The 23,443-nt window shown below is 69.9% G+C and carries 21 protein-coding genes; 6 read left to right on the plus strand and 15 right to left on the minus strand.

Features of this window, described 5'->3' with window-relative positions:
- Window positions 1-185: 185 nt before the first annotated feature.
- From grxC to ACJ8AN_RS11640, 8 genes are all read right to left on the minus strand, one after another.
- The gene (grxC, locus tag ACJ8AN_RS11605; protein ID WP_407755361.1) at window positions 186-464 is read right to left on the minus strand and encodes a glutaredoxin 3; all 279 of its coding nucleotides are present in this window, start codon (window positions 462-464) and stop codon (window positions 186-188) included.
- Window positions 465-573: 109 nt separating this feature from the next.
- Entirely contained in the window at window positions 574-1,605 is a 1,032-nt protein-coding gene (locus ACJ8AN_RS11610; RefSeq protein ID WP_407755362.1) for a DUF481 domain-containing protein, read from the minus strand.
- 145 nt (window positions 1,606-1,750) lie between these two features.
- Entirely contained in the window at window positions 1,751-2,443 is a 693-nt protein-coding gene (locus tag ACJ8AN_RS11615) for a histidine phosphatase family protein (protein WP_407755363.1), read from the minus strand.
- The gene (locus tag ACJ8AN_RS11620; RefSeq protein ID WP_407755364.1) at window positions 2,443-3,516 is read right to left on the minus strand and encodes a phosphotransferase family protein; all 1,074 of its coding nucleotides are present in this window, start codon (window positions 3,514-3,516) and stop codon (window positions 2,443-2,445) included. The genes ACJ8AN_RS11615 and ACJ8AN_RS11620 overlap by 1 nt, the downstream gene beginning before the upstream one ends.
- Before the next feature lie 15 nt (window positions 3,517-3,531).
- Window positions 3,532-4,767 carry an acyl-CoA dehydrogenase family protein gene (locus ACJ8AN_RS11625; RefSeq protein ID WP_407755365.1) on the minus strand — a complete coding sequence of 412 codons (1,236 nt, stop codon included), beginning with the start codon at window positions 4,765-4,767 and terminating at the stop codon, window positions 3,532-3,534.
- A 93-nt stretch (window positions 4,768-4,860) separates the two neighbouring features.
- A complete protein-coding gene (locus tag ACJ8AN_RS11630; RefSeq protein WP_407755366.1) occupies window positions 4,861-5,790 on the minus strand; it encodes a pirin family protein in 930 nt (309 codons plus the stop codon).
- Between the two features lie 36 nt (window positions 5,791-5,826).
- Complete coding sequence (locus tag ACJ8AN_RS11635; protein ID WP_407755367.1) at window positions 5,827-6,522, minus strand: pirin family protein; 696 nt, start codon at window positions 6,520-6,522, stop codon at window positions 5,827-5,829.
- A gap of 102 nt (window positions 6,523-6,624) precedes the next feature.
- Window positions 6,625-7,512 carry a LysR family transcriptional regulator gene (locus ACJ8AN_RS11640; RefSeq protein ID WP_407755368.1) on the minus strand — a complete coding sequence of 296 codons (888 nt, stop codon included), beginning with the start codon at window positions 7,510-7,512 and terminating at the stop codon, window positions 6,625-6,627.
- Between the two features lie 96 nt (window positions 7,513-7,608).
- Between ACJ8AN_RS11640 and ACJ8AN_RS11645 the strand changes: the two genes are divergently transcribed.
- The gene (locus tag ACJ8AN_RS11645) at window positions 7,609-8,016 is read left to right on the plus strand and encodes an OsmC family protein (protein WP_407755369.1); all 408 of its coding nucleotides are present in this window, start codon (window positions 7,609-7,611) and stop codon (window positions 8,014-8,016) included.
- Between the two features lie 9 nt (window positions 8,017-8,025).
- On the opposite strand, the gene ACJ8AN_RS11650 is transcribed toward ACJ8AN_RS11645, so the two are convergent.
- From ACJ8AN_RS11650 to ACJ8AN_RS11665, 4 genes are all read right to left on the minus strand, one after another.
- The gene (locus tag ACJ8AN_RS11650; protein ID WP_407755370.1) at window positions 8,026-9,528 is read right to left on the minus strand and encodes an ATP-binding cassette domain-containing protein; all 1,503 of its coding nucleotides are present in this window, start codon (window positions 9,526-9,528) and stop codon (window positions 8,026-8,028) included.
- A 189-nt stretch (window positions 9,529-9,717) separates the two neighbouring features.
- Entirely contained in the window at window positions 9,718-10,089 is a 372-nt protein-coding gene (locus ACJ8AN_RS11655) for a hypothetical protein (RefSeq protein ID WP_407755371.1), read from the minus strand.
- Window positions 10,090-10,231: 142 nt separating this feature from the next.
- Window positions 10,232-11,314: an SPFH domain-containing protein gene (locus tag ACJ8AN_RS11660; RefSeq protein ID WP_407755372.1), complete on the minus strand. Its 1,083-nt coding sequence runs from the start codon at window positions 11,312-11,314 to the stop codon at window positions 10,232-10,234.
- Window positions 11,315-11,791 carry an NfeD family protein gene (locus ACJ8AN_RS11665; RefSeq protein WP_407755373.1) on the minus strand — a complete coding sequence of 159 codons (477 nt, stop codon included), beginning with the start codon at window positions 11,789-11,791 and terminating at the stop codon, window positions 11,315-11,317.
- A 147-nt stretch (window positions 11,792-11,938) separates the two neighbouring features.
- Between ACJ8AN_RS11665 and ACJ8AN_RS11670 the strand changes: the two genes are divergently transcribed.
- Genes ACJ8AN_RS11670 through ACJ8AN_RS11685 form a run of 4 tightly spaced genes read left to right on the plus strand, consistent with a single transcriptional unit; the run spans window position 11,939 to window position 15,646 of the window.
- Window positions 11,939-12,934: a zinc-dependent alcohol dehydrogenase family protein gene (locus ACJ8AN_RS11670; RefSeq protein WP_407755374.1), complete on the plus strand. Its 996-nt coding sequence runs from the start codon at window positions 11,939-11,941 to the stop codon at window positions 12,932-12,934.
- Window positions 12,934-13,701, plus strand: a complete 768-nt coding sequence (locus ACJ8AN_RS11675; protein WP_407755375.1) for a glucose 1-dehydrogenase — start codon at window positions 12,934-12,936, stop codon at window positions 13,699-13,701. Before ACJ8AN_RS11670 ends, ACJ8AN_RS11675 begins: the two co-directional genes overlap by 1 nt.
- A gap of 25 nt (window positions 13,702-13,726) precedes the next feature.
- Window positions 13,727-14,536 (plus strand): alpha/beta fold hydrolase, encoded by an 810-nt coding sequence (locus tag ACJ8AN_RS11680; RefSeq protein ID WP_407755376.1) that lies wholly within the window; start codon window positions 13,727-13,729, stop codon window positions 14,534-14,536.
- 27 nt (window positions 14,537-14,563) lie between these two features.
- Window positions 14,564-15,646: a phosphotransferase family protein gene (locus ACJ8AN_RS11685; protein ID WP_407755377.1), complete on the plus strand. Its 1,083-nt coding sequence runs from the start codon at window positions 14,564-14,566 to the stop codon at window positions 15,644-15,646.
- A gap of 18 nt (window positions 15,647-15,664) precedes the next feature.
- On the opposite strand, the gene ACJ8AN_RS11690 is transcribed toward ACJ8AN_RS11685, so the two are convergent.
- The 3 genes from ACJ8AN_RS11690 to ACJ8AN_RS11700 are packed head-to-tail and all read right to left on the minus strand — an operon-like array spanning window position 15,665 to window position 20,197.
- Window positions 15,665-17,737, minus strand: coding sequence for a hypothetical protein (locus tag ACJ8AN_RS11690; protein WP_407755378.1), 2,073 nt, complete (start codon window positions 17,735-17,737; stop codon window positions 15,665-15,667).
- Complete coding sequence (locus ACJ8AN_RS11695) at window positions 17,724-18,845, minus strand: DUF3142 domain-containing protein (RefSeq protein ID WP_407755379.1); 1,122 nt, start codon at window positions 18,843-18,845, stop codon at window positions 17,724-17,726. Before ACJ8AN_RS11695 ends, ACJ8AN_RS11690 begins: the two co-directional genes overlap by 14 nt.
- 14 nt (window positions 18,846-18,859) lie before the next feature.
- Window positions 18,860-20,197: an SMP-30/gluconolactonase/LRE family protein gene (locus ACJ8AN_RS11700; protein ID WP_407755380.1), complete on the minus strand. Its 1,338-nt coding sequence runs from the start codon at window positions 20,195-20,197 to the stop codon at window positions 18,860-18,862.
- A gap of 199 nt (window positions 20,198-20,396) precedes the next feature.
- On the opposite strand from ACJ8AN_RS11700, the gene ACJ8AN_RS11705 reads away from it, so the two are divergent.
- Window positions 20,397-23,426: an error-prone DNA polymerase gene (locus tag ACJ8AN_RS11705; RefSeq protein ID WP_407755381.1), complete on the plus strand. Its 3,030-nt coding sequence runs from the start codon at window positions 20,397-20,399 to the stop codon at window positions 23,424-23,426.
- The last annotated feature ends 17 nt before the right edge of the window (window positions 23,427-23,443 follow it).

Consider the following 23,443-nt stretch of genomic DNA (forward strand, 5'->3'; position numbering starts at 1 on the left):
CCTGCTGGAGGAACAGCTGGGCACGAAGGCCTGGGTGGAGCTGCGGCCCGCGCAGCCGGGCGAGCTGGACGTGACGTGCGCGGACGTGACGGCGCTGGAGCGCGAGACGGGCTTCCGTCCCGCGGTGCCCCTGGAACAGGGGCTGGCCCGGCTGGTGGCGTGGTACCGCCGGCCGCGAGGGCTGATTACGGGCTCGCGGCGGGACTCTCGCCGTCCTGGAGCGACTCCAACTCGCCGCGTTCGTCGAGCTCGGCCAATTCACTGAAGCCGCCGATGTGCCGCCCGCGGATGAAGATCTGCGGCACCGTCGCCGCGCCGCCCGCGCGCTCCTGCATCTCGGCGAAGCGCGCCTCGTCTTCCGTCACATCGATGTCGTCGTAGTCCACGCCCTTCTCGGACAGAAGGGCCTTGGCCTGCTTGGAGAAACCACAGTACGTCTTCGTATAGAGCGTCACGGGAGCCATGGGGTGGGGTGCCTCCTCGCACCTCCGCCCAAGCTATCCACGCACGCCAGGGGAACGCAGGGCGCATCGTCTCTCGCCTGCCCCCTGGGCATGCGGACATGCCGCCGCGCTAGAAGGTCACCGCGACGCTCACCGCGAGCGAGGTGTCGGTGGGCACCTTCCCCGGGGCCGGCTCGCTGTCGTACTGGAGGAGGAAGGTGGTGGAGACGGCCAGCGTCTGGGTGAGCTTCACGTTGAGCTGCGTCTGGCTGTTGGCCAGCAGGCGCGAGCCCTCGATGAGGCTGGGCAGCACGCTGAACTCCTCGAGGAAGGCGACGTCCTTGTTGAGGCCGTAGCGGAAGGCCACGCCGAAGCGCGGGCCGCCGAGCGACACGTCGGGCACGTCCGTGCGCGTGGGGTAGTACTGGAAGCGCAGTTCCCGGGCGTAGCGGAAGGCGACGTCCGTGCGCAGGAAGGCCTCGCCGCCGTCCTTGCGCTTCTCGTCCCACCAGATGACGCCGATACCGGCCTCGCCGGCACCGCGGAACTCGATGCTCTTCACATGGTCCGTGTCCCCGCTGCCCAGCAGGTAGCCGCTGACCTTGTCGGTGAAGCGGCGGTCGCCTCGCAGCTGCATGGCCGCACCGAGCGCCGTCACCGACGACACGGGCTGATCCACCTCTCCGGCCACGCCGGGGGGACGGCTCTCACCGTAAACGCCCGTCGCCTTGACGGAGTAGATCCAGTGCTCCGTCTTGCGCTCGGCGGTGGCCAGACCGTTGAAGGTGACGGTGGAGGCATTGCCGGTGATGAAGATGAGGCCCATGCCCACGGTGACGTCCCAGACGTCCTTCTTCGCCTCGGCCTTCGCCTCGGCCTTCTTCTCGGCGGGAGTCTCGGGGGCCTCGGGCGGCGGCTCGGCGGGATTCGCCGTGCGGGCGATACCCTTGGCGAGCTGCTCGATGGCCTCGGCCATGCGGGCGTTGGCCTCGGCGGCGCGCTCGGCGGCGGCGGCGGCGCGCTCGGCGGAGGAGGCGGCACGCTCGGCGGCGGCGGCGGACGAGTCGGGCGTGGTGGCTTCCGCCTGGGCCGGAGGCTTCGCGGCGGGAGCGGGAGTCTGGAACGTCAGGAAGGCGGACAGGAGGGCGTGAGCAGGAAGCACGGCGGACTCGCGGAGGGGATGAGGGACTTCGGCAGCGGCGCCTTCTACCAGGGGCACTCCGAGCGTAAAGCCCTGTTTTCATCACGGATGCCACTGAGTTGCACGAGCGGGGCCAGCGCCGTCCCGCGAGCCGGGGGCCCAGAACCTAGCGGTACGTGATGAGCGCGCGCCACGAGCCCTCGAAGTGGCCGTGCTCGTTGAGCGAGGAGAGGTAGCGGCCGCGCTCGCTGTAGATGACCTTGGTGATGCCGCAGTTGGCGAGCGTCCAGTTGAGCCGGAACGCGTGAGCCACGGGGATCTGTAGCAGCTCGCGGGAGATGGCGGTGATGGGCCCGCCGGAGGTGAAGACGAGCGCTGTCTTCCCCGGCCCGAGCCGCTGGACGAGCTCCTCGAGCGCCCGGAGGCAGCGGGCCTGGAAGGCGGACCAGGGCTCCGTGTACTCGCCGTCATGTCCTCCGGCGGTCCAGCGCGCCACGGCCTGCGTGAACATCTCCTGGAAGGCGCGGCGGGGATCCGGCGCGGCGGCGAGCATCTCCACCATCTGGGCATGGTCCGCGAACCGGGGCTCGAAGCGGGCGATGAGCTCCTCGTGGTCGAACTCATCGAGCCCGGCCATGCGCTGGGGCGCGAGGGAGAGCCCCATCGAGGCGAGGCATCCCTCCGCCGTCTGCGCATGCCGCTTGAGGGTACCGGAGAAGACCGCGTCCACCTGGGGGATGCGCGAGCGCAGGGCCTCGCCGAGCACCCGTGCCTGTTCGAGTCCGACCTCGGAGAGGGCGTCGTAATCCGCCGCGCCGAACGAGGCCTGCCCGTGGCGGACGAGGTACACGGCACCCATCAGCGAGCTCCCTTCTTGATGATGCGCCGGCAGCGCCAGTCGAAGTAATTGACGAGCACCCAGAAGTTCTTGAACGCCGGGTTGCGGGTCTGCTTGTGGTGGTAGCGGTAGTAGATCTGCTGGGCGATGACGGCGAGGCGGAACAGGCCGTAGACCTCGTAGAAGGCCCAATGGGTGGGCTTCAGTCCGGTGCGCTCGAGGTAGTACGCGACGACCTCCTCGCGCCGGAGCATGCCGGGCAGGTGCGTGGGCTGGCGGCGGGTGATGCGCATCAGCCAGGGATCATCGGCGTGCACCCAGTAGGCGAGCGTGTTGCCGAGGTCCATCAACGGATCGCCCAGGGTGGCCATCTCCCAGTCGAGCACGCCGATGACCTCGGTGGGGCGTTGCGGATCGAGCACCACGTTGTCGAAGCGCCAGTCGTTGTGGATGACGCAGGTGGCGACGTCGTCGGGGGTATTCGCCTCGAGCCAGTCGCGCACGAACCGGAAGCTGGGGACGTTCCAGGTGCGTGCCTTCTCGTAGCGCTCCGACCAGCCCTCGACCTGCCGCCGGGGGTAACCGGAGCCTTTGCCGAGCGACTCGAGGCCCACGGCCCGGTAGTCCACCCGGTGCAGCTCGATGAGCTTGTCGATGACGTTGAGGCACAGCTGGCGGGTTTGCGCCGCGTCCAGGTTCAGCCCCGAAGGCATGCGCGAGCGCGGGATGAGGCCGGGGATGCGCTCCATCACGTAGAACTCGGCGCCGATGACGCCCGGGTCCTGGCAGAGCCCGACCATGGTGGGCACGGCGGGGTAGACGGGCTTGAGGGCCTTCTGCACCGTGTACTCGCGCGCCATGTCGTGCGCCGAGCGGGCCTTGGTGCCCGCGGGAGGCCGGCGCAGGATGAGGTCGCGGTGGGTGTACTTGAGTCGGTAGGTCCAGTTGGAGGCGCCGCCCGCGTACTGGGTGACCTGGGGCGTGCCTTCCAGGGTGGGCACCAGGGCCTTGAGCCAGGCATCCACGGCCGCGGCGTCGAGCTCCTCGCCCGCGCGCACGGCCCTGGCCTCATCGAGAGGGGGAGTGGAGGACATGGAGGCTCGAGGTCCTCAGTGCCGGGAGTACCCGCGCTTGGCGAGTTCGATGCGGGCGATGACGCCCTTGTGGACCTCATCCGGGCCGTCCGCGAGCCGCAGGGTGCGTGCCTGGGCGAAGAAGGCCGAGAGCGGCGTGTCCTGGGACAGCCCGGCGCCACCGTGGATTTGAATGGCATCATCCACGACCTTCTGGAGCACGTTGGGCGCGGCGACCTTGATGGCGGAGATCTCACTCATCGCGCCGAGCGCGCCCAGCTCATCGAGCTTCCAGGCGGCGTAGAGCGTGAGCAGGCGGGCCTGGTCGATGGCGATGCGCGCCTCGGCGACGCGCTCGCGGTTGCCACCGAGGTTGAGCAGGGGCTTGCCGAAGGCGGTGCGCTTCATGCCACGGTCGATCATCAGCTCGAGCGCCTGCTCGGCCGCGCCGAGGCAGCGCATGCAGTGGTGGATGCGGCCGGGGCCGAGGCGTCCCTGGGCGATCTCGAAGCCCCGTCCCGGTCCCGCGATGATGTGGGAGACCGGCACGCGCACATTGGTGAAGTGCACCTCGCCGTGGCCGGAGGGCGCGTCGTAGTCGCCGTACACCTGGAGCATGCGCTGGATCTCCACGCCCTTCGTGTCCAGCGGCACGAGCACCATCGAGTGCTGGTGGTGGCGATCTCCCGCCGCGTCGGCCGTGCGGGCCATGAAGATGGCGATCTTCGCCTTCGGGTTGCCGAGGCCGGTCGTCCACCACTTCTTGCCGTTGAGCACCACCTCATCGCCCTCGACGACGGCGGTGGCCTGCATGTTGGTGGCGTCCGAGGAGGCCACGTCGGGCTCGGTCATGCAGAACACGGAGCGGATCTCCCCGGCGAGCAGCGGCGTGAGCCAGCGCGCCTTCTGCTCCTCTGTGCCGTACTTCCAGAGCACCTCCATGTTGCCGGTGTCCGGGGCATTGCAGTTGAAGACCTCGGGGGCCATGAAGCTGCGGCCCATCTCCTCGGCGATGGGCGCGTACTCCAGGGTGCTCAGGCCGGGGGCGAGCTTCTCGTCGGGGAGGAACAGGTTCCACAGGCCCTCGGCCCGGGCGCGTGCCTTGAGCTCCTCCATGACGGGCGGGACGACCCAGCGCCGCCAGTCACCGTCATGCAGCGCCGCGCGGACCTGTGCGTGGTACTGCGCCTCCACCGGCTGGATGTGCTCGCGGATGAAGCGCTGCACGCGCTCGCGGTAGTTCTTGGAACGCTCACTCGGCTCGAAGTTCATGAGGGGCCTCGTCGGTATGGCTCCCCATCCTCGGCCGAGGACCTTGATGAATCCAATGAATGTTGGTCATGTGCCCTCAAAGAGGGCACGGGCCTACGGGTAGCGCACCGGGGCGGGCTCGTCGGGGAGCGGGATGAACTCCGTCTCCTGCGGTACCGCGGTGAAGCGGCCGTTCTTCCAGTCCGCCTTCGCCTCTTCCAGCCGATCTCTCGAGCTCGAGACGAAGTTCCAGAAGATGTGGCGTGGCCCGTCCATCGGCTCGCCGCCGAGGAGCATCATCCGCGACGCCTCCGAAGCCTGGAGCGCGATTTCACTCCCCGGGCGGAAGACGAGCAGCTCGCCCGCGTTGAACTCGATGCCGTCGATCTCCACCGTGCCCTCGACGAGGTAGAGCGCGCGCTCCTCGTACTCGGCGCGGAGCACGAGGCCCGCGCCCGCCTCCAGCGCCGCGTCCGCGTAGAACATGTCCGAGAGCGTCTTCACGGGCGAGCGCTTCCCGTGGAGCGCTCCCGCGATGAGGTGCATCCGCACGCCCTCGCCCTCGAGGAAGGGGAGGGTGTCGGAGGCATGGTGGACGAAGGCGGGCGCGGTCTCCTCGTGCTGCTTGGGGAGCGCCACCCAGGCCTGGATGCCGTAGAGCCGCCCGCCCGCTGCCCGGGCCTCGGGGCCCGTGCGCTCGGAGTGGGCGATGCCACGCCCCGCGGTCATCCAGTTCACCTCGCCGGGCTTGATGTGCTGCACCGTGCCGAGGCTGTCGCGGTGGAGCACGTCGCCATTGAAGAGATAGGTGACGGTGGCCAGGCCGATGTGCGGATGTGGCCGCACATCGAGCCCGTGGCCCGAGCGGAAGTCCGCGGGCCCCATCTGGTCGAGGAAGATGAAGGGCCCGACCATCCTGCGCCGTGCCGAGGGCAGCGCCCGCCGCACCTGGAAACCATCACCGAGGTCCTTCGTCGGGCTGACGATGAGGGTCTCCAGCGCGGGGTGCATCTGCCTCGTCTCGTCCGGTCCATCCCAGCTCATGGGGTGCTCCTTGCGTCAGGGGGTCGGGCCCGGGCTTCAGGCCAGGTCGAACAACAGGGCCTCGAGCGGCTCGGAGGCGGAGAGTACCAGCCGGGACTCCTCGGACACGGCCACGCCGTCACCGGCCTTCAGCGCCGTGCCATTGAGGGTTCCCGCGCCACGCGCCACCTGCAACCACGCGTGCCGGCCCGGGGCCAGCGTGTACTCGGTCTGCTCGCCCTTGCCCAGCAGCGTGCTGTACAGCCGGATGTCCTGGTGCACCTTCAGCGCTCCGTCCTGCCCCTCGGGCGACACCACCAGCCGGAAGCGCCCCTGGCGCTCCTGCTCCGTGAAGGCCTTCTGCTCGTAGCTCGGCGTCAGGCCCTTGCGCTCGGGGAGGATCCAGATCTGCAGGAAGTGCAGCTCCTCGCCGCTGCGGTTCATCTCGCTGTGCAGCACGCCCGAGCCCGCCGTCATCCGCTGCACCTCTCCCGCGCGCAGGATGCCCAGGGTGCCCATGCTGTCCCGGTGTTCAATCTGCCCCGAGAGCACATAGGTGATGATTTCCATGTCCCGGTGCGGGTGCGTGCCGAAGCCGCTACGGGGCGCCACGCGGTCCTCGTTGATCACGCGCAGGGCGCGGAAGCCCATGTTGCTGGGGTCGAAATAGTCCGCGAACGAGAAGGTGTGGTGGGAATCCAGCCAGCCGTGGTTCGCATGGCCGCGCGCTTCAGAAGGTCGAACGATCATCATGTGAGGTGCTCCTTGTTGCTCACCCAATATGTGAGCCAGACCCGCTCCCCACTAGAGGTGGCTGACAGGAAGGACCGTTCCATGGCTGGAACAACGCGCGCTTCATTCGTGTGAAGGGGCAGGCCAGCGCTCGCGCAGGAAGTCCACGAAGGCCGTCACCTTGGGAGAGTGGTGCCGGGTGCTCGGGTAGACGGCATGCACCGGGGCTCCGGGCGAGGCCCAGTCCGGCAGGATGCGTTGCAGGCGTCCGGTGGAGAGGTCGGTGGTGCAGAGGATGTTGGGCAGGAGCGCGACTCCGCCCCCGGCCAGCGTCACCGCGCGGAGCATGTCGGGCTCGTTCACGACGAGCCGGGAGTGGATGGCGACCTCGACCGAGCGGTTCCCGGCATGCAGGCTCCAGGTGTTGCCATCCCGCCCCGCGCCAAAGAGGAGGCAGTCATGCTTCTCCAGCTCCTTCGGGGATTTGGGCGCCCCCCGCGTCTTGATGTAGCTCGGAGCCGCCACGACGAGGCGCTCGATGATTCCCAGCCGCCGGGCGATGAGCGAGGAGTCAGCGAGCTTTCCGGCGCGGATGGCCACGTCGAAGCCCTCCTCCACCAGGTCGACCGCGCGGTCCGTGCACACCAGCTCGAGCTGCACCTCGGGGTAGCTCTTCATGAACTCGGCGACGATCGGCCCCAGGAGGTTGATGGAGAGGGGAGCCGTGACGCGGAGCAGCCCGTGAGGCGCGGCCTGAAGACGCGTGACGGCCAGCTCGGCGGCCTCGGCCTCGGCGACGATGCGGGCGCAGTGCTCGTAGTAGGCCCGGCCCACCTCGGTGAGGTGCAGCTTGCGCGTCGTGCGTTGCAGCAGCTGCGCGCCGACCCGCTCCTCGAGCTCGGACACCTTCCGGCTGACGGTGGACTTGGGCATCCGGAGCCCGCGCGCCGCCGCCGTGAAGCCGCCGGCCTGCACCACCTTGGCGAAAACGAGGAGCTCGTTGAGGTCCATGTCGGTTCCCGGTTCCGAAGTTGTTCCAGGAGTGGAACAGTGCTTCCAGACCGCCCCATCTAATCAGGGCCACCGTTCACCGCTACCTTCCACCTCATGTCCATCCACTCACAGACCGAGCAGAGCGGCGCGTTCCGGCAGGTCATCCACGCCGGCGCCCACACCTTCAACGCCGACGTCACGCCCGCGCTGGGCGGCCAGGACTCCGCTCCGGGGCCCCACGAGTACTTCGATGCCGCGCTGGCGGCGTGCAAGACGCTCACGGCCACGTGGTACGCGAAGAAGCACGGCATGGCCCTGGAGCGCGTCGAGGCCCACGTCGAGCGCGACGACTCGCGCGAGCGGCAGGGCACCTACGTGCTCCGGGTGAAGCTCGCGTTCCACGGCGCGCTGTCCCCGGAGGAGAAGCAGCGGCTCCACGCCGCGGTCGCCCAGTGCCCCGTCCACAAGCTGATGACCACGACGGACGTGGAGATCGTCACCGAGCCCCTCGCGGCGGTCTGAAGCCGCGCGTCAGTCCGAAGAGACATCCACGCTTCGCTCCCGCACCTGCCAGCGCTCGGTGGTGCATCGCCGCGCGAAGTGCGCGTCGTGCGTCACCAGCAGCAGGGCTCCGGGGTACTCGCGCAGGGCCTCCTCCAGGTGCTCGATGGAGGGCAGGTCCAGGTGATTGGTGGGCTCGTCGAGCACGAGCGCCCACGCATGCTGCCCGAGCCCTCGCGCCATGAGCAGCTTGCGCGCCTCGCCGGGTGAGGGTTGCTCCGAGGCGAGCAGGCGATCCGGATCCACTCCGAGCGCCGCCACCAGGGACAGCACGCGGCCCTTCTCTTCGGGAGGCAGCTCGCGCACCGACTCGAGCACCTCGCTGGCCTCCTCCGCGCTCACGTCCTGGGGGAGGTACAGCACGCGCTCCAGCGGCACGCGCGCCTGGCCGAGCAGCGCCCGTAGCAGGGTGCTCTTCCCGGCGCCATTGGGGCCCTCGAGCCGGATGCGGGCGTCCCGGTGCACGTCGAGCCGCAGCGGGCCGAACAGCTCCACCTCTCCCGCGTGCAGGCCGGGCACGTCGAGGCTGAACAGCAGCGGATTGGGCGGCCGCACGTAGTCGACGAAGATGGAGCGGCCGAGCGACTTCTCCATCTCGATGGATTCGACGGCGGAGGCGGCGCGCTCGACCTCGCGGCGGGTCTTGCTCACGGAGCGCCCGAGCTTCTCATCCGCCCAGTTCACGAGGTTCTTGGCGCCCAGGGTGCGCGCGTCGCTGTCGTACTTGTTCCTCATGCGGGCGCCAGCGTTGCGCGCCGCGGAGGTGGCCTCCTGCTCCCGTTTCGTCTGCGCGAGCCGCTGCTGGAGCCGGCGGTGCTCGTCCTGGGCCTGCTGCCGGGAGGCCTGGCGCGCCTCCATTTCTCCCTCCCAGGCCTCGCGCGCGGCCGAGTAGGCCCCGGGCCACAGGCGCACCGTACCCCCGTGCACGCGCAGCGTGGAGGAGGTGAGGGCCTCGAGCAGCTCGCGGTCGTGCGAGACGAGCACGCCCACTCCACGGAAGCGGCGCAGGGCGGAGACGAGCCACTCCCGGGCCTCGGCGTCGAGGTGGTTGGTGGGCTCGTCGAGCAGCAGCACGTCCGGCTCGCGGGCCAGCGCGGCGCCGATCTGCCAGCGCTTGCGCTCGCCCGGCGAGAGCGTGCTCCACCGCTCGAGGGCCGTCGGATCCAACCCGAGCTGGCCCAGCAGCCGCCGCGAGCGCGAGTCATAGGCCTCGGCGAGCGCGGTGATGTCGGGGGTGAGCGCCTCGACACGCTGCGGGCACAGGTGCACGAGCGCCGAGGGCGGCTCGAAGCGGAGGTGCCCGTCCGAGGGTTGCAGCTCGCCGGAGATCAGCCGCAGGAGCGTGGATTTACCGGCGCCATTGGAGCCGACGAGGCCCGTCCAGCCTGAAGGCAGGTGGAACTCGGCATCGGAGAAGAGGGGAATGGCGTCGGAAAACGCGAAGGAAACGCGGTGGGCGCGAACGAGTGACACGAGGAACTCCGGAATCGTACCGGGCACGCACGAGGGGCCCGGTGGGTGGCTGAGAGACAGCGCCGACGATTCAGGAGTGGATCTTCAATGGAGTACGAAGCCTCGTGTACGAGTGCGCCCGGACGACCGCGGGAGCCCGGGACTATCAACCACCGACGGGCCCCCGCGCAATCCCTGACGGGATTCGGACTACCGGACCGGCACGGTGGCGGCCTGCGCCTGCCGGGAGAGCCGCCACGCGCCAATGGACGCGGCGAGCGCCGAGGCCGTGGTCATCAGGAGCGCCAGGGCGACGTTGTGCAGGGACTCCTGGATGCCCAGGTACAGGACGTTCGGCCCCTCGCTGGGCATCGGGACATCGAAGCCGCGCAGGCAGCTCATGACACCGGTGATGAAGCCGAGGGTGCCCGCGAAGAGCGTGAAGAGCCCCAGCGTGATCATCAGCGGGACATAGCGAGACTCGGGACGGCTCGCGTACCGCAGGCACGTGGCCAGCAGCGCCAGACCGGCGATGAGCGTCGGATACATCCCCCAACCACCCGCGATGAAAGCGTCCCTCATGTTGTCCTCCGTGAAGTGTGTGCCCCCTCGGACACCGCACCCCGGGAAAGGTTCCAACCCGGGACTCGAAATACCCTCACCCCGTCCCTCTCCCGGGGGCGAGGGGAGGGAAGCGCGGTGAGGGTGTTCGTTTGCGCTGGGACTACTCCTCGGTCGGCAGCGAGGGGCGGGCGCGCACCGGCACCGCGGGCGGCTGCGTCGTCACCGTGCGGGACAGGGCCTGCGCGCTCCGGGCCGCGGCGCTCGGGGCGGTCGACGTCTGGGTGGTGCCCTCCTTGGCGAACACCTCCTTGAGCATCGCGATGCTGCCCAGCGCCGTCGTGGCCTCGTAGGGGACGAACATCTTGTTGTCGCCCTTGCCCAGCTCCTGCAGCGTCTCCATGTAGCGCAGCGCCAGCACCTCGGGCGTCGCGCCGCCTCCGGAGTTGACGGCATCGAAGACGAGCCGCGTGGCCTCGGCCTTCGCCTCGGCGTCCAGCAGCGTGGCGCGCTTGCGGCCCTCGGCGCGGGCCACCTCGGCGTCGCGCTCGGCCTCGGCGCGGAGGATCCGGGAGATCTTCTCGCCCTCGGCCTGGAGGATGGCGGCGGACTTGTCACCCTCGGCCTTGGTCACCTCGGCGCGGCGCTCGCGCTCGGCCGTCATCTGCTTGGCCATGGCGTCCTTGATGGGCTTGGGCGGCTCGATCTCGCGCAGCTCCACGCGCGTCACCTTCACGCCCCACTTCTCGGTGGCCTCGTCCAGCACCGCGCGCAGCTTGTTGTTGACCGTCTCGCGGCTGGTGAGCGTCTGATCCAGCGTCAGCCCGCCCATGATGTTGCGCAGGTTCGTCATCGTGAGCTGCTCGATGGCGAGCGCCAGGTTCTCCACCTGGTAGAGCGCCTTGGCCGGGTCGACGATCTGGTAGTAGATGACCGAGCCCACCTCCATGGTGACGTTGTCATGGGTGATGACCTGCACGGTCTCGAAGCCCATGACCTGCTCGCGCAGGTCCACCAGGTAGGTGCGGGAGAAGCGGTTGCTCCGCATATCGATGCTCGAGCGCATCTCCATGACGCGGGGCGAGTCCAGGAACGGAATGAGGACGTTCAACCCGCTGCTGGCCACGTGGTCGAACTTGCCCAGCCGCTCCACCACCATCACCTTCGCCTGGGGAACGATGCGCAGGCCCTTGACGAGGGCGAAGCCCACCGCCGCCGCGAGAATGACGAAGATTGCAGTACCCATCTAACGACCTTCCTTCTTCTTCAGGGGAACTTCCAGGGACACGGCGGGACGCCGCACCCACAACTTCAAACCTTCTACCTGCTCGACGATGACGCGCTCGCCCTCGGCCACCGGGCCGCCCAGCGGACGCGCCGACCAGAGCTCTCCGTTGATGCGCACCGTGCCGCCATGCCCCTCGGTGAGTGCCTCGGTGACCACGGCCTCCTGGCCCAGCATCGCCGCCACGCCCGTCTTGATGTTGTCGGCGTTGCGCATGAGGACCTTCTTGAAGATCGTGCGCGAGCCGGCGAAGAGGGCCACCGAGACGAGCGTGAAGAGCGCGAGCTGGAAGTTGATGCCCAGCCCCACCGCCGACGCGAGGGCCGCGGCCAGCGCTCCCACGGAGAACCAGAGCATCACGAAACCGGGGAGGGCGATCTCCAGCGCGCCCGCGATGATCGCGGCGAGGATCCACAATTGCCAGGCCTGGATGTCCATGCGTGCTCCTGTCTGGCTCAGAGCTTGCCACCGCGCCGACGGGGGGCGCCACCACGGGGATGGGCCGGCCGACATTCCTCGCCCGTCCGAGCAGGGGGCGGAGTAGGCTCCGCCGCCGTCGAACCCCCAGACGAGCGGAGTCGTCCCATGAAAGCGGTGCGCTTCTCGGCCTTCGGGCCGCCGTTGGATGTGGTGGAGGTGGTGGACGAACAGGTGGCGCCACTCGCCCCGGGTGAGGCCCTGGTGGAGGTGGTGGCCACGCCCATCAATCCCTCGGACGTCATGACGCTCAGTGGCCAGTACGGCCTGCTGCCGAAGCTGCCGGCGGTGCCGGGCAACGAGGGCGTGGGGCGGGTGGTGGACGTGTCGGGCAACGCGGCGGTGCGGCCCGGACAGCTCGTCTTCCTCCCCATGGGGGCGGGCACCTGGCGCACGCACCTGAAGGCGAAGGCCGAGCGCTTGCTGCCCGTGCCAGAAGGCGCGGACCCGTTGCAGATGGCGATGCTGTCCATCAATCCCCCCACGGCGGAGCTGCTGCTGCGCGAGTTCGTGAAGCTGAAGCCCGGCGACTGGGTAGCGCAGAACGCGGCGAACTCGGCGGTGGGACGCTACCTCATCACGCTCGCCCGGCGCGAGGGCTACCGGACGGTCAACGTGGTGCGGCGCGCGGAGCTGGGCGAGGAGCTGCGCGCCCTGGGCGCCGACGCGGTGGTGGTGGACGGGCCCGAGCTGGCGGCGCACCTCCGCGAGGCCACCGGAGGCGCGGCCATTGCGCTGGGCATCGATGCGGTGGGCGGCTCGGCGACGGCGCGGCTGGGGGATGCGGTGGCCCCGGGCGGCGTGGTGGTGAATTACGGCGCCATGAGTGGCAAGGGGCCGAGCCTGTCGGCCGCGGCGACCATCTTCAAGGACGTGACGCTGCGGGGCTTCTGGCTGGTGAGCTGGATGAACAAGACGCCGCGCGCGGAGCAGATGGCGCTGATGCAGCGGCTGGCGCAGTGGCTGGCCGAGGGCGTGCTGCGGACGCCGGTGGACGCCACGTTCCCGCTCGAGAACATCCGGGAGGCGCTGACGCGGGCGATGGAGGGCGGGCGTCAGGGCAAGGTTCTGTTGACACCGGCGGGTCCGGTAGGAGGCAAGTGATGGCGGGTCGAGTCGAGGGCAAGGTCGCGCTGGTGACGGGGGCGGCGTCGGGGCTGGGCAAGGCCATGGCGGCGATGCTGGTGCGCGAGGGCGCCCGGGTGGCGGTCACGGATCGCAACGAGCCCGGAGCGAAGGCGGTGGCGGGAGCGCTGGGCGAGGCCGCGCGCGCCTGGAAGCTGGACGTCACGCAGGAGGCGGACTGGCAGCGGGTGGTGGATGAGACGCTGAGTACGTTCGGCCGGCTGGACGTGGTGGTGAACAACGCGGGCATGGGGGTGGTGAAGGACATCGAGACGCTGTCGCTGGAGGAGTGGCGGCTGGTGCACGCGGTGAACCTGGACGGGGTGTTCCTGGGCTGCAAGCACGCCATCCGGGGCATGCGCCAGTGCGGCGCGAAGGGCTCCATCATCAACATCAGCTCGGTGGCGGGACTGGTGGGGGTGGACAACCTCCCGGCGTACAACTCGAGCAAGGGCGGCGTGCGGCTGCTGACGAAGTCCGTGGCGCTGCACTGCGCGCGCAAGGGCTACGGCATCCGGTGCAACTCGGTGCACCCCACGTTCATCGACACGCCCATGGTGGATGGGCTGGCGAGCGCGATGGGCGACATGGCCGCGGGCAAGGCGAAGCTCGCGCGCATGATTCCGCTCGGCCACATCGGCGAGCCGGACGACATCGCGTACGCGGTGCTGTACCTGGCCTCGGACGAGTCCAAGCTGATGACGGGCTCGGAGCTCGTCGTGGACGGCGGCACCACGGCGATGTGAGCACCCCTCCACTCCGGAGCGCACCATGCCCTTCCTGGACGTCAATGGTACCCGCCTCTATTACGAGGACACGGGTGGCTCGGGAGAGCCCATCGTGTTCAGCCACGGCCTGCTGTGGAGCGGCCGCATGTTCGACAAGCAGGTGGCGGCGCTGAAGGACCGCTACCGCTGCATCACCTACGACCACCGTGGCCAGGGCCAGAGCGACGTGTGGAAGGTGGACGCCGTGGACATGGAGACGGTGTACGCGGACGCGGTGGGCCTCATCGAGAAGCTGGGCGTGGGGCCGTGCCACTTCGTGGGCCTGTCCATGGGCGGCTTCATGGGCATGCGGCTGGCGGCGCGGCGGCCGGAGCTGCTGCGCTCGCTGGCGCTGCTGGAGACCTCGGCGGACCCGGAGCCCGAGAAGAATGTCCCGCGCTACAAGCTGCTCACCTTCGTGGCGCGGTGGATTGGCCTGGGGCTGGTCGCGGACCGGGTGATGCCCATCATGTTCGGCCGCACGTTCCTGGAAGACGCCGCACGCTCGGCGGAGCGGGCCGAGTGGAGGCGCCGGCTGAAGGAGAACCGGCGCGACATCTGGCGCGCGGTGAACGGCGTCATCCGGCGGCGCGGGGTGTACGAGGAGCTGTCGCGCATCAAGACGCCCACGCTGGTGCTGGTTGGGGCGGAGGACGTGGCCACGGTGCCGGCCAAGGCCGAGCGCCTCCACGGAGCCATCGCGGGCTCGAAGCTGGTGACGCTGCCGCGCGGTGGACACACCTCGTCGGTGGAGGAGCCGGAGTTGCTGAACGCCGCGCTGGTGGAATTCCTGGGCGGGGTGAGCCGGGCCTGAAGACGAGCCGTTCGAACGGAGGGACACATGAGCACGCCGGACTGGATGGATCGGACGAGGGCGGTGCGCCCGGGCGAGGAGCTCGACGTCGCGTGGTTGGAGACGTTCCTGACCGAGCAGGTGCCAGGGCTCTCGGGGCCGCTGGTGGTGGAGCAGTTCCCGGGCGGGCACTCGAACCTGACGTACCTGCTGCGCATGGGCGACAAGGAGCTGGTGCTGCGCCGGCCTCCGTTTGGGGCCAAGGCCATCAAGGCCGGGCACGACATGGGGCGCGAGTACCGGATCCTCAGTGGGCTTCTGCCGGTGTACCCGAAGGTGCCTCGGCCGCTGGTGTTCCGCGGCGAGAACGAGTCACCCATGGGCGTGCCCTTCTACGTGATGGAGCGGGTGCGCGGACTCATCATCCGCGCGAAGCCTCCGAAGGGACTCGAGCTGACGCCGGAGCTGATGCGGAAGCTGTCGGAGAACTTCGTGGACAATCTCGTCGAGCTGCACGCGGTGGACTGGCGCGCAGCGGGGTTGGACATTGGCAAGCCCGAGGGGTACCTGGGCCGGCAGGTGGCGGGGTGGACGGAGCGCTACGGCAAGGCGAAGACGGACGACCTGCCCGAGATGGAGCAGGTGGCGAAGTGGCTGGCCGGGCACATTCCGGCGGAGCAGGCGCCGACGCTCATCCACAACGACTACAAGTACGACAACCTGGTGCTGGACCCCGAGCACCTGCCGAACATCCGGGCGGTGCTGGACTGGGAGATGGCGACGATCGGCGATCCGCTGTCGGACCTGGGAATGGCATTGGCGTACTGGTCACAGCACGGCGATCCAGAGGAACGGTTGGCGCTCCCGTTCGGTCTGTCGATGCTGCCGGGGAACCTGACGCGCGAGGAACTGGTGGCGCGGTACGCGGAGAAGAGCGGCAGGGACACGAGCGGAATCGCGTTCCATTACGTGCTGTCACTCTTCAAGGTGTCTGTGATTGCGCAGCAGATCTACTCCCGGTTCAAGCAGGGCCTGACGAAGGACGAGCGCTTCGCGGGGATGATCGTCGCGGTGCGGGTCCTCAGTCGCACCGCGGCCCGGGCCATCGAGACTGAAAGCATCCGCCCCTGAGCCGTTGGGGGTGGAGGTCTACTGCTTGCGTTTGCGGCGCACGAAGAAGACGGCACCCACCACGGGCAGCAGCAACATTCCGCCGCCCACCGTTGCCAGCGTGCGCAGCCGCCAGCCCCGCCAGGGCATGGCGAGCTTCTGATTGCGCAGCCGCTCGAAGTCCGGCTCCGGGCAGCGCTCGCCGAAGAACACCGACACCTCGGGCACGTACGCGCCCTGCTTCACATAGGTCCGCCAGATCCGCTGGAACCGCTCCGGATCCGCGTGAGAGACGAAACGCGCCGCGTGGCACATGAGCGCCGCGTACGCCTGACTGCGAGGGGGCACCCGCTCCGCGGCCTTCTCGGCCAGGTCCGCCGCCGTGGAGCGGTAGTGGAAGCGCTGCGCATGCGGCGGTGCATTCGCCGTCAGCCGCGCGCGCTCGGCGTCCGAGGTGAGCGCGAGCTCCTCCTGCGCGGCTCGCTCCGGGGAACCCTCCGCGGTGGCCTGCTGCATCTCCTGGTACCACCCGCTCAGGTCGAACTGTCCGTCCACCAAGGCCCAATCCGGAGCCACCTCGGTGCCCATCAACTCCATGCCCAGGGTGCGCGCGAGCCGAGCCGCCGAATAGAGCGCCTCCGCTTCATCCACGTCGTTCCACACCGAGCGCGCCCGCTCGAGCGCCTCCACGTACTTGCGCGCGGGCTCCTCCCACTTCGTGCCTCGGAAGTATTCGAGGGACTCCTGCCCACGCCCGCTCCGCAACAGGCGCCGGCCGAGCAGCAAGCGGAGCTGTGTGCCCATGTCCTCGTCCTGCGGCTCCTCCACTTCGCCGGAGCCCTGGACCGTGATGGCCGACGTTTCTTCGCTGGGAGCCCCGGCGCTGGGAGACTCGGGGCGGCACAGGCGCTCCGAGCCGGAGGCATGGGCCGCGACGAACCGTTGCAGCTCCTCCACCGTCAGCACGCGCTCCGCCACGTAGGCGATGTCCTGCCAGGCGCACGACTTCAGCGCGAGCTCCGCCGCCTCGGGGAAATCGCCGCGCAGCAGGGCGAGCAGGGCCCGCTCTCCCTCCACGCGCTCCCTCGGCTTCAGTTGGGGCTGCCAGGAGACGCCCGCCCAATTCTCCGTCTCGGGGAAGCCCTCCGTGGCCTCCGCGAGGTATCGCTCCGCCGCCGTCCGGTCTCCCCGGCGCAGCGCCAGCTTCGCCTTCACCCAGGTGGCGAGCGGCGTCCGCTCCTTGTCGGCGAACCGCTCGGCCAGGTCGAAGCGGCCCGCGCGCCATGCACCCGCCGCCAACCGGTCCGCGCCGGACAGCGCGGGCACGGACGCGAGCGCCTCCAGCAGACGCGGCAGTGGGGTCGGGTGGGGCTCTGGATCCTCCTCCGTCCAGAGCGCCTCCTGCCCGCGCGTCCACGCATACGTCGCGAGCAGGCGCTGCCCCAGGGAATCCTTCAGCGCCCGCTGCAGGCGCGCCTCGTCGCGGGCGATGGCCCTCGCCATGAAGAGCAAGGAGGTGGTCGCGCTCCCGCTCCCATGGGCCGCCTGCTCCGCGTAGAGCTGGAGCGCGCCCACGTCATCGCCTTCCCGGAGATGCAGCCGCGCCTCCTCGCCCAGGCTCGCCACGGCCAGACCCAGGGGATCCTCGAATCCCTGGCGGACCCATTCACGCACCTCGGCGAAGCGCTCCCGTGCCTCCTGCGTCGACTCCGCCGTGCGCCCCAACATGAAGGCCGAGAAGGTGGAGAAGTGACGGCGCTCCTCGGCGGGCAGCGCGAGCACTTCCAGGAACCGTGTCCGGGCCTCGTCCGAGCGGCCCTCATGGAAAGCCTTCGCACCGGAGGTATAGAGCTCCGTCTCGCGGGCGCCGCCTCCCGTGCGGGCTCCTTCCGGCTCCTCGTAGCTCTCGACCACCGGAAAGACATCCGCTGGCTTCGGCACCAACCGTGCCGCCTCGTGGAGGAAGGCACCGTCCGGCAGCTCCGCCAACGTCCGGGCGCGATGGCTCAAGAGCTCGGGAGGGAAGTCGGGGCCGCAGGCACGAGCGCGGCGCACGGGGGCGAGCCCCACCAGCAGGACGGCCAGACACGTCGACACACTACGGAGCCGCAAGGGTCACCTCGGTTCCCCGCACGAAGCCGATGACGCGGCGCTCGCCCACGCGCAGGCGGGGAGGCGTGCGCGCCACGAGCGAGGTCCCTCGCGGGGCGTAGCCACCCACGCCGTCGAGGACCTCGAGGTTGCCGGAAAGGGAGAGGCTCGCGGGGGCCTCGGCGTCCACGCGGCCGGTGTTCTCGAGGACGATGTCCAGTGTGCCGCCCCCCGCGTCCACGAGGCGGGGTACGAAGCGCGGCGCGAGCGGCTCACCGCGCACCACCGCCGTGAGCGTGGAGAGGCTCCAGGCGTCCGGATCGCCCCCGTGGCCGAGCCGGAACCAGAGGATGCCCGTCACGCCCTCCACCGGGTGCTCGCGCAGTCCCGCGAGGAAGCGGGCCACTTCGCGAGGCTCCGCGTACAGGCGCGTCCCATCGCGCAGCCGCACGCGGTAGGTGGGGAGCGCCACGAGGAAGGGACGGCCGGTGGCGCGGGACCAGGACTCGACGAAGCCCCGGGCCTCCTCGGGGGTGAAGAGCGTGGGGGCGCGCACGGCATGCACCTGGAGGACGATGCCTTCGGGAATGGAGACGAGCCGGGAGAGCTCGGGCGAGGCGCTCCACGTGGGCAGCGCCGTGATGGACAGCGCCAGATCCCCGAGTGCCGCCCGCTCGCGCGCCAGCCAGTCCGCGTAACCGGCCAGCGCTCCAGTGGCACAGTCATGGTCGAGCTCGATGCCCCGGACGCGCACGCCCCGGGCCCGCCAGGCCCGCGCATGGGTGGCCACCTCCTGGAGGGAGATGCCCTCGAGCGGCGCCGTGCCATCCACCCGCATCACGGCCACCACCTCGCGGCCGCTGCGAGCCAGCGCCTCCACGTCCACCGCCACGTCCACCGGCGTGCGCTGGGGCCCCGAACGCTCACGCGCCAGGACGCGGAAGGCTCCCAGCTCCGAGGGCGCCTCCGCGACGGCCTGGCCCAGCGCCGGGCTCCAGTCGCGCTGCCAGACGTAGGTCTCGTGGACGAGGGCTCGCGGGGGCGGCGAGTCCTTCCGTGTGCAGGCGAGGCCGAGCACGAGGAGCAGCACGCCCAACCACCCCCCGGCGCGTGGCTGTATCGAGGACACGGCCGGATCCTAGCTCAGTTCCCGCGGGCCACGGAGAGACGCAGGATGGACACCGGCTTCAGCTGCTCGGCTGGCAGGTACTTCCCATCCGCGCCGAGGCCGCGCAGCTGGCTGTTGGCGATGACGTAGAGCGCATCGCCCACGAGCACTCCGGTCGTGGGGATATCGAAGCTCGGGTGGTTGGACTCGAGGACCTCCATGCGGACGATGCGGTCGAGCGAGTCCGAGAGCACATAGCGGACGATGCGCCCGGGTCCGTTGCCGTTGTGGACGCCCACGAGGCCGCCCTGGTGGAAGTACAGGCCATCCAGGCCGTGGGTGGAGACGCCGCGCGGGTGCGGCAGGGTGAAGCGCTCATCCGAGTCGAGCCGGAGGACCGTGATTCCGTTGACGAAGTCCGCGACGAAGAGGGTCTTGCCGTCGTCGGAGAGGGTGATGCCGTTGGGATGGAAGAGCTGTCCCGGCGGGACGAGCACCTCGAAGGAGGGTTCCGTGAGAAGAGTATGGATGCACAGCTTCAGCACCTCGCCGGTCTCGCTGTCGGTGAGGAACACGTCACCGTCCGGGCGGATGGCGAGGTCATTGAGCAGGTGCCGGCCGCCGGGGCCTCGGACGAACCGGGCCACCTGCCTGCCCGTGGCGAGGTCGAACGCGTGGAGGGTGGAGCGGCCACGCAGCGATTCATTGAAGCCCTGCATGGAGGGGGAGGCGTAGCTGTTGGCCCAGAGGATGCGGCGGGCCGGGTCCACGCGCATGCCGAGCACGCTGTCGAGCTGCGCCTCCGAGGTGGCGAAGTCGGAGGGGGAGCCATCCGGACGGACCGCGACGATCTTCCGCTTGTGGATGCTGCTGACGAAGAAGGTGCGCGTCAGCGGATCATGCGCGATGCCCTCGGGGATGAGGTCGCGCTCGGAGAGGGTGAAGGCCTCGGTGCCGCGAGGGGCGGGCGTGTTGCGCTGAAGGGACTCGACGATGCGCTGGTAGCGCTCGCCCTGGAGGCCGGGGAAGTCGCGCGCCTGCGGGACGAGGTTGCTGTGCATCGCGACGAGCTTTTCCAGCCAGGAGAGGGACTCCTCGGCGCGGCCGGCCTGGGCGAGCGTCGCGGCGATGTCGTAGACGAGCGACTCGTCTCCCGGGTTCAGCTCGAGCGCGCGGGTGAGACTGCTGGCGGCGGCGGAGAGGTCTCCCTTGCCGAGGGCCTCGCCGGCCTGGAGATAGACGGCGGACAGGGCCTCCATCTCGGAGCGCGAGAGGCTGTCGCCCGTGACGGGAGCCGGGGCCTGGGCCGCGGGCCGCACGGCACAAGCGGGGGAGGCCAGAGCGACGAGCAGCAGCAACGAGCGAACCTTCATGGGCGCTCCATCGCACGAATGCGCGGAGAGTGGCGAGCACCCTCGATCGGACGTTTCGAGTCTTCCCGCGTGCACGCACTCCAGAAGAAGGTCATGCGGATCGATCTCACTTATGAAGTGACGTGACACGGCTGGTAGACTCAACATACCTACTGGGGCGGACCTTCCGCCTGAACGGCTGCTCAGTAGGTTGGCGAGCGTGTACGCTGAGTTGGTCTGCCGGTCGAACTTCTCGTTTCTGCGCGGGGCTTCGCACCCCGAGGAACTGATCCAGGCCGCTGCGGAGCGGGGACTGACCGCCGTGGCGCTGGCGGACGCGGACGGGCTGTACGGGGCGGTGAAGGCGCACCTCGCGGCCAAGGACGCGGGCATCAAGTACCTGATCGCCAGCGAGCTGACCCTGATGGGTGGCCCGCCGGTGGTGGTGTACGCGCAGGACGCGAGGGGCTACGCGAACCTGAGCCGGCTCATCTCCAAGAGCCGGATGCTGCACCCCAAGGGCGAGGCGGGCCTGCCCTGGCGCGAGCTCGCCGAGGGCAACGAGGGCCTCCTGGCCCTGCTCCCGTTCGCGGCGCCCCTGGACCAGGTGGCCCCCCTGGCGGAGGCCTTCCCGGAGCGCTTCTACGTGGGCGTCTCGCGCTCACTGTCCTCGGGAGACGAGGCGCGGGTGGCCCGCTCGAAGGCTCTGGCGAAGGAGCTCGGGGTGCCGCTGTGCGCGCACAACGACGTGCACACGCACCAGCGCAGCCGCCAGCCGCTGCAGGACGTGCTCACCGCCATCCGGTACAAGACGACGCTCGCGCAGCTCGGGACGCGGCGGCTGCCCAACGCGGAGCGGACGCTCAAGGGGCCCGAGGAGATGGCGCGTCTCTTCGCGGACTGTCCGGAGGCGCTCGAGCGCACGGTGGAGCTGGCGGGCCGCTGCCACGCGACGCTGGATGGACTGCGCTACCACTTCTCGGAGCAGGACCTGCCACCTGGGTACTCGACGTCGAGCTGGCTGCGCGAGCTGACGTACCAGGGGCTCCAGGTGCGCTACCCGAGTGGCGTCCCGCCCGAGGTGGTGAAGCAGATCGAGCACGAGCTGAAGCTGATCGCGGCCCTGGATTTCGCGGGGTACTTCCTGGCCATCTGGGACATCGTCCGGTTCGCGCGCTCGCGAGGGATTCTGTGCCAGGGGCGGGGGAGCGCGGCGAACTCGGCGGTCTGCTACGCGCTGGGCGTGACGGCGATTGATCCGGTGCGGATGGGGCTGCTCTTCGAGCGCTTCCTGAGCATGGAGCGCAAGGAGCCGCCGGACATCGACGTGGACTTCGAGCACGAGCGGCGCGAGGAGGTGCTCCAGTACGTCTACGAGAAGCACGGCCGGCACCGCGCGGGCATGGTGTGCGAGGTCATCTGCTACCGGGGACGGCTGGCGCTGCGCGAGGTGGGCAAGGCGCTCGGGCTGTCGTTGGACCAGGTGGACCGGTTGGCGAAGGTGGCGGGCTCGCACGGCGGCGAGATGTCCCCGGAGCTGCTGAAGGAAGTGGGGCTGTCGGAGGAGGACCGGCGGGTGCGGCAGACGCTCGCGCTGGCGACGGAGATTGAAAGCTTCCCGAGGCACCTCTCCATCCACGTGGGCGGGTTCGTGATTACCCGCGAGCCGCTGGTGGAGATGATCCCGGTGGAGAACGCGGCGATGAAGGGCCGCACGGTGGTGCAGTGGGAGAAGGACGACCTGGAGGCGGTGGGCGTCCTGAAGGTGGATCTGCTGGGGCTCGGGATGCTGACGGCGCTGGCGAAGTGCCTGGCGTTGATCAAGCAGCACCACGGGCGCGATCTGTCCCTGGCCACGATTCCGGCGGAGGACCCCCAGGTCTACGAGATGCTGTGCAACGCGGACTCGATTGGCGTGTTCCAGATCGAGAGCCGCGCGCAGATGAACATGCTGCCGAGGCTCAAGCCGCGGTGCTTCTACGACCTGGTGGTGGAGATCGCCCTCATCCGTCCGGGGCCGATCGTCGGGGACATGGTGCACCCGTACCTGCGGAGGCGGGACGGGCGCGAGCCGGTGGAGTACCCGTCGGAGGACGTGCGGAAGATTTTGCAGAAGACGCTCGGGGTGCCGCTCTTCCAGGAGCAGGCGATGAAGCTGGCGATGGCGGTGGCGGGCTTCACTCCGGCGGAGGCGGATGGGCTGCGGCGGGCGCTGTCGCACAAGCGCGCGGAGGAGCGGCTGGGGCCCTTCCACCAGCGCTTCGTGGAGGGCGGAGTGGCGCGCGGGTACACGCCCGAGTACGTGGACACGCTGTTCCGCCAGTTCCGCGGGTTCGCGCACTACGGCTTCCCGGAGAGCCACTCGGCGAGCTTCGCGCTGCTGGCGTACGCGTCGTCGTGGCTCAAGTGCCACTACCCGGCGGCCTTCACCACGGCGCTGCTGAACTCGCAGCCGATGGGTTTCTATGCACCGCACACGCTGGTGGCGGACGCGCAGCGGCACGGCGTGAAGGTGCTGGGCGTGGACGTGAACCACTCGGGGTGGGACTGCACGATGGAGGAGGGCGGAGCGCTGCGGCTGGGGCTGCGGATGGTGCGAGGGCTCCAGGAGGCGGCGGGGCGGCGGGTGGAAACAGCGCGGCAGGGGCCGCGCTACACGAGCATCGGAGAGCTGGCGCGGCGGACGCGGGCGCCCCGGCACGAGCTGGCGCGGCTGGCGCTGGCGGGGGCTCTGGGGAGCCTCAGTGGCTCGCGGCGGGACGCGCTCTGGGAGATCCAGGCGTTGGGCCCGCTGGAGGAGACGGACCTGTTCTTCGGGATGGCGATGGACGGGACGCCGGTGGAATTGCCGCAGATGAACGTGGCCGAGCGGGTGAGCAAGGACTTCGAGACGGTGGGCGTGTCGCTGGAGAAGCACCCGCTGGAGCTGCTGCGGCCCATTCTGCGCAAGCGGGGCGCGGTGACAGCGGCGGGCCTGGAGCGGGTGCGAGCGGGAGCCCGTGTGGCGGTGGGCGGGATGCTCATCTGCCGGCAGATGCCGCCGACGGCGAAGGGGTTCTGCTTCCTGTCACTCGAGGACGAGACGGGGATCGCGAACCTGGTGGTGCCACCAGACGCGTACGCGCGGTTCCGCAAGGACATCCACGGCGCGCTGTTCCTGGTGGGGCAGGGGACGCTGGAGAAGACGGGCAAGGTGACGAACGTGAAGGTGCAGCAACTCGAGCCGCTCGCTTCCGCGCTGCCGGGTTAGCTCCAGTCGACAGCTCT

Source organism: Archangium sp. (assembly GCF_045802675.1).
Lineage (GTDB): Bacteria > Myxococcota > Myxococcia > Myxococcales > Myxococcaceae > Archangium.

Excerpts from the sequence above, each read along its gene's own strand:
- grxC (WP_407755361.1), bottom strand. The coding sequence starts at position 464 with ATGGCTCCCGTGACGCTCTATACGAAGACGTACTGTGGTTTCTCCAAG.
- ACJ8AN_RS11615 (WP_407755363.1), bottom strand. The coding sequence starts at position 2,443 with ATGGGTGCCGTGTACCTCGTCCGCCACGGGCAGGCCTCGTTCGGCGCG.
- ACJ8AN_RS11620 (WP_407755364.1), bottom strand. The coding sequence starts at position 3,516 with ATGTCCTCCACTCCCCCTCTCGATGAGGCCAGGGCCGTGCGCGCGGGC.
- ACJ8AN_RS11625 (WP_407755365.1), bottom strand. The coding sequence starts at position 4,767 with ATGAACTTCGAGCCGAGTGAGCGTTCCAAGAACTACCGCGAGCGCGTG.
- ACJ8AN_RS11630 (WP_407755366.1), bottom strand. The coding sequence starts at position 5,790 with ATGAGCTGGGATGGACCGGACGAGACGAGGCAGATGCACCCCGCGCTG.
- ACJ8AN_RS11635 (WP_407755367.1), bottom strand. The coding sequence starts at position 6,522 with ATGATGATCGTTCGACCTTCTGAAGCGCGCGGCCATGCGAACCACGGC.
- ACJ8AN_RS11640 (WP_407755368.1), bottom strand. The coding sequence starts at position 7,512 with ATGGACCTCAACGAGCTCCTCGTTTTCGCCAAGGTGGTGCAGGCCGGC.
- ACJ8AN_RS11645 (WP_407755369.1), top strand. The coding sequence starts at position 7,609 with ATGTCCATCCACTCACAGACCGAGCAGAGCGGCGCGTTCCGGCAGGTC.
- ACJ8AN_RS11655 (WP_407755371.1), bottom strand. The coding sequence starts at position 10,089 with ATGAGGGACGCTTTCATCGCGGGTGGTTGGGGGATGTATCCGACGCTC.
- ACJ8AN_RS11660 (WP_407755372.1), bottom strand. The coding sequence starts at position 11,314 with ATGGGTACTGCAATCTTCGTCATTCTCGCGGCGGCGGTGGGCTTCGCC.
- ACJ8AN_RS11665 (WP_407755373.1), bottom strand. The coding sequence starts at position 11,791 with ATGGACATCCAGGCCTGGCAATTGTGGATCCTCGCCGCGATCATCGCG.
- ACJ8AN_RS11670 (WP_407755374.1), top strand. The coding sequence starts at position 11,939 with ATGAAAGCGGTGCGCTTCTCGGCCTTCGGGCCGCCGTTGGATGTGGTG.
- ACJ8AN_RS11675 (WP_407755375.1), top strand. The coding sequence starts at position 12,934 with ATGGCGGGTCGAGTCGAGGGCAAGGTCGCGCTGGTGACGGGGGCGGCG.
- ACJ8AN_RS11680 (WP_407755376.1), top strand. The coding sequence starts at position 13,727 with ATGCCCTTCCTGGACGTCAATGGTACCCGCCTCTATTACGAGGACACG.
- ACJ8AN_RS11685 (WP_407755377.1), top strand. The coding sequence starts at position 14,564 with ATGAGCACGCCGGACTGGATGGATCGGACGAGGGCGGTGCGCCCGGGC.
- ACJ8AN_RS11700 (WP_407755380.1), bottom strand. The coding sequence starts at position 20,197 with ATGAAGGTTCGCTCGTTGCTGCTGCTCGTCGCTCTGGCCTCCCCCGCT.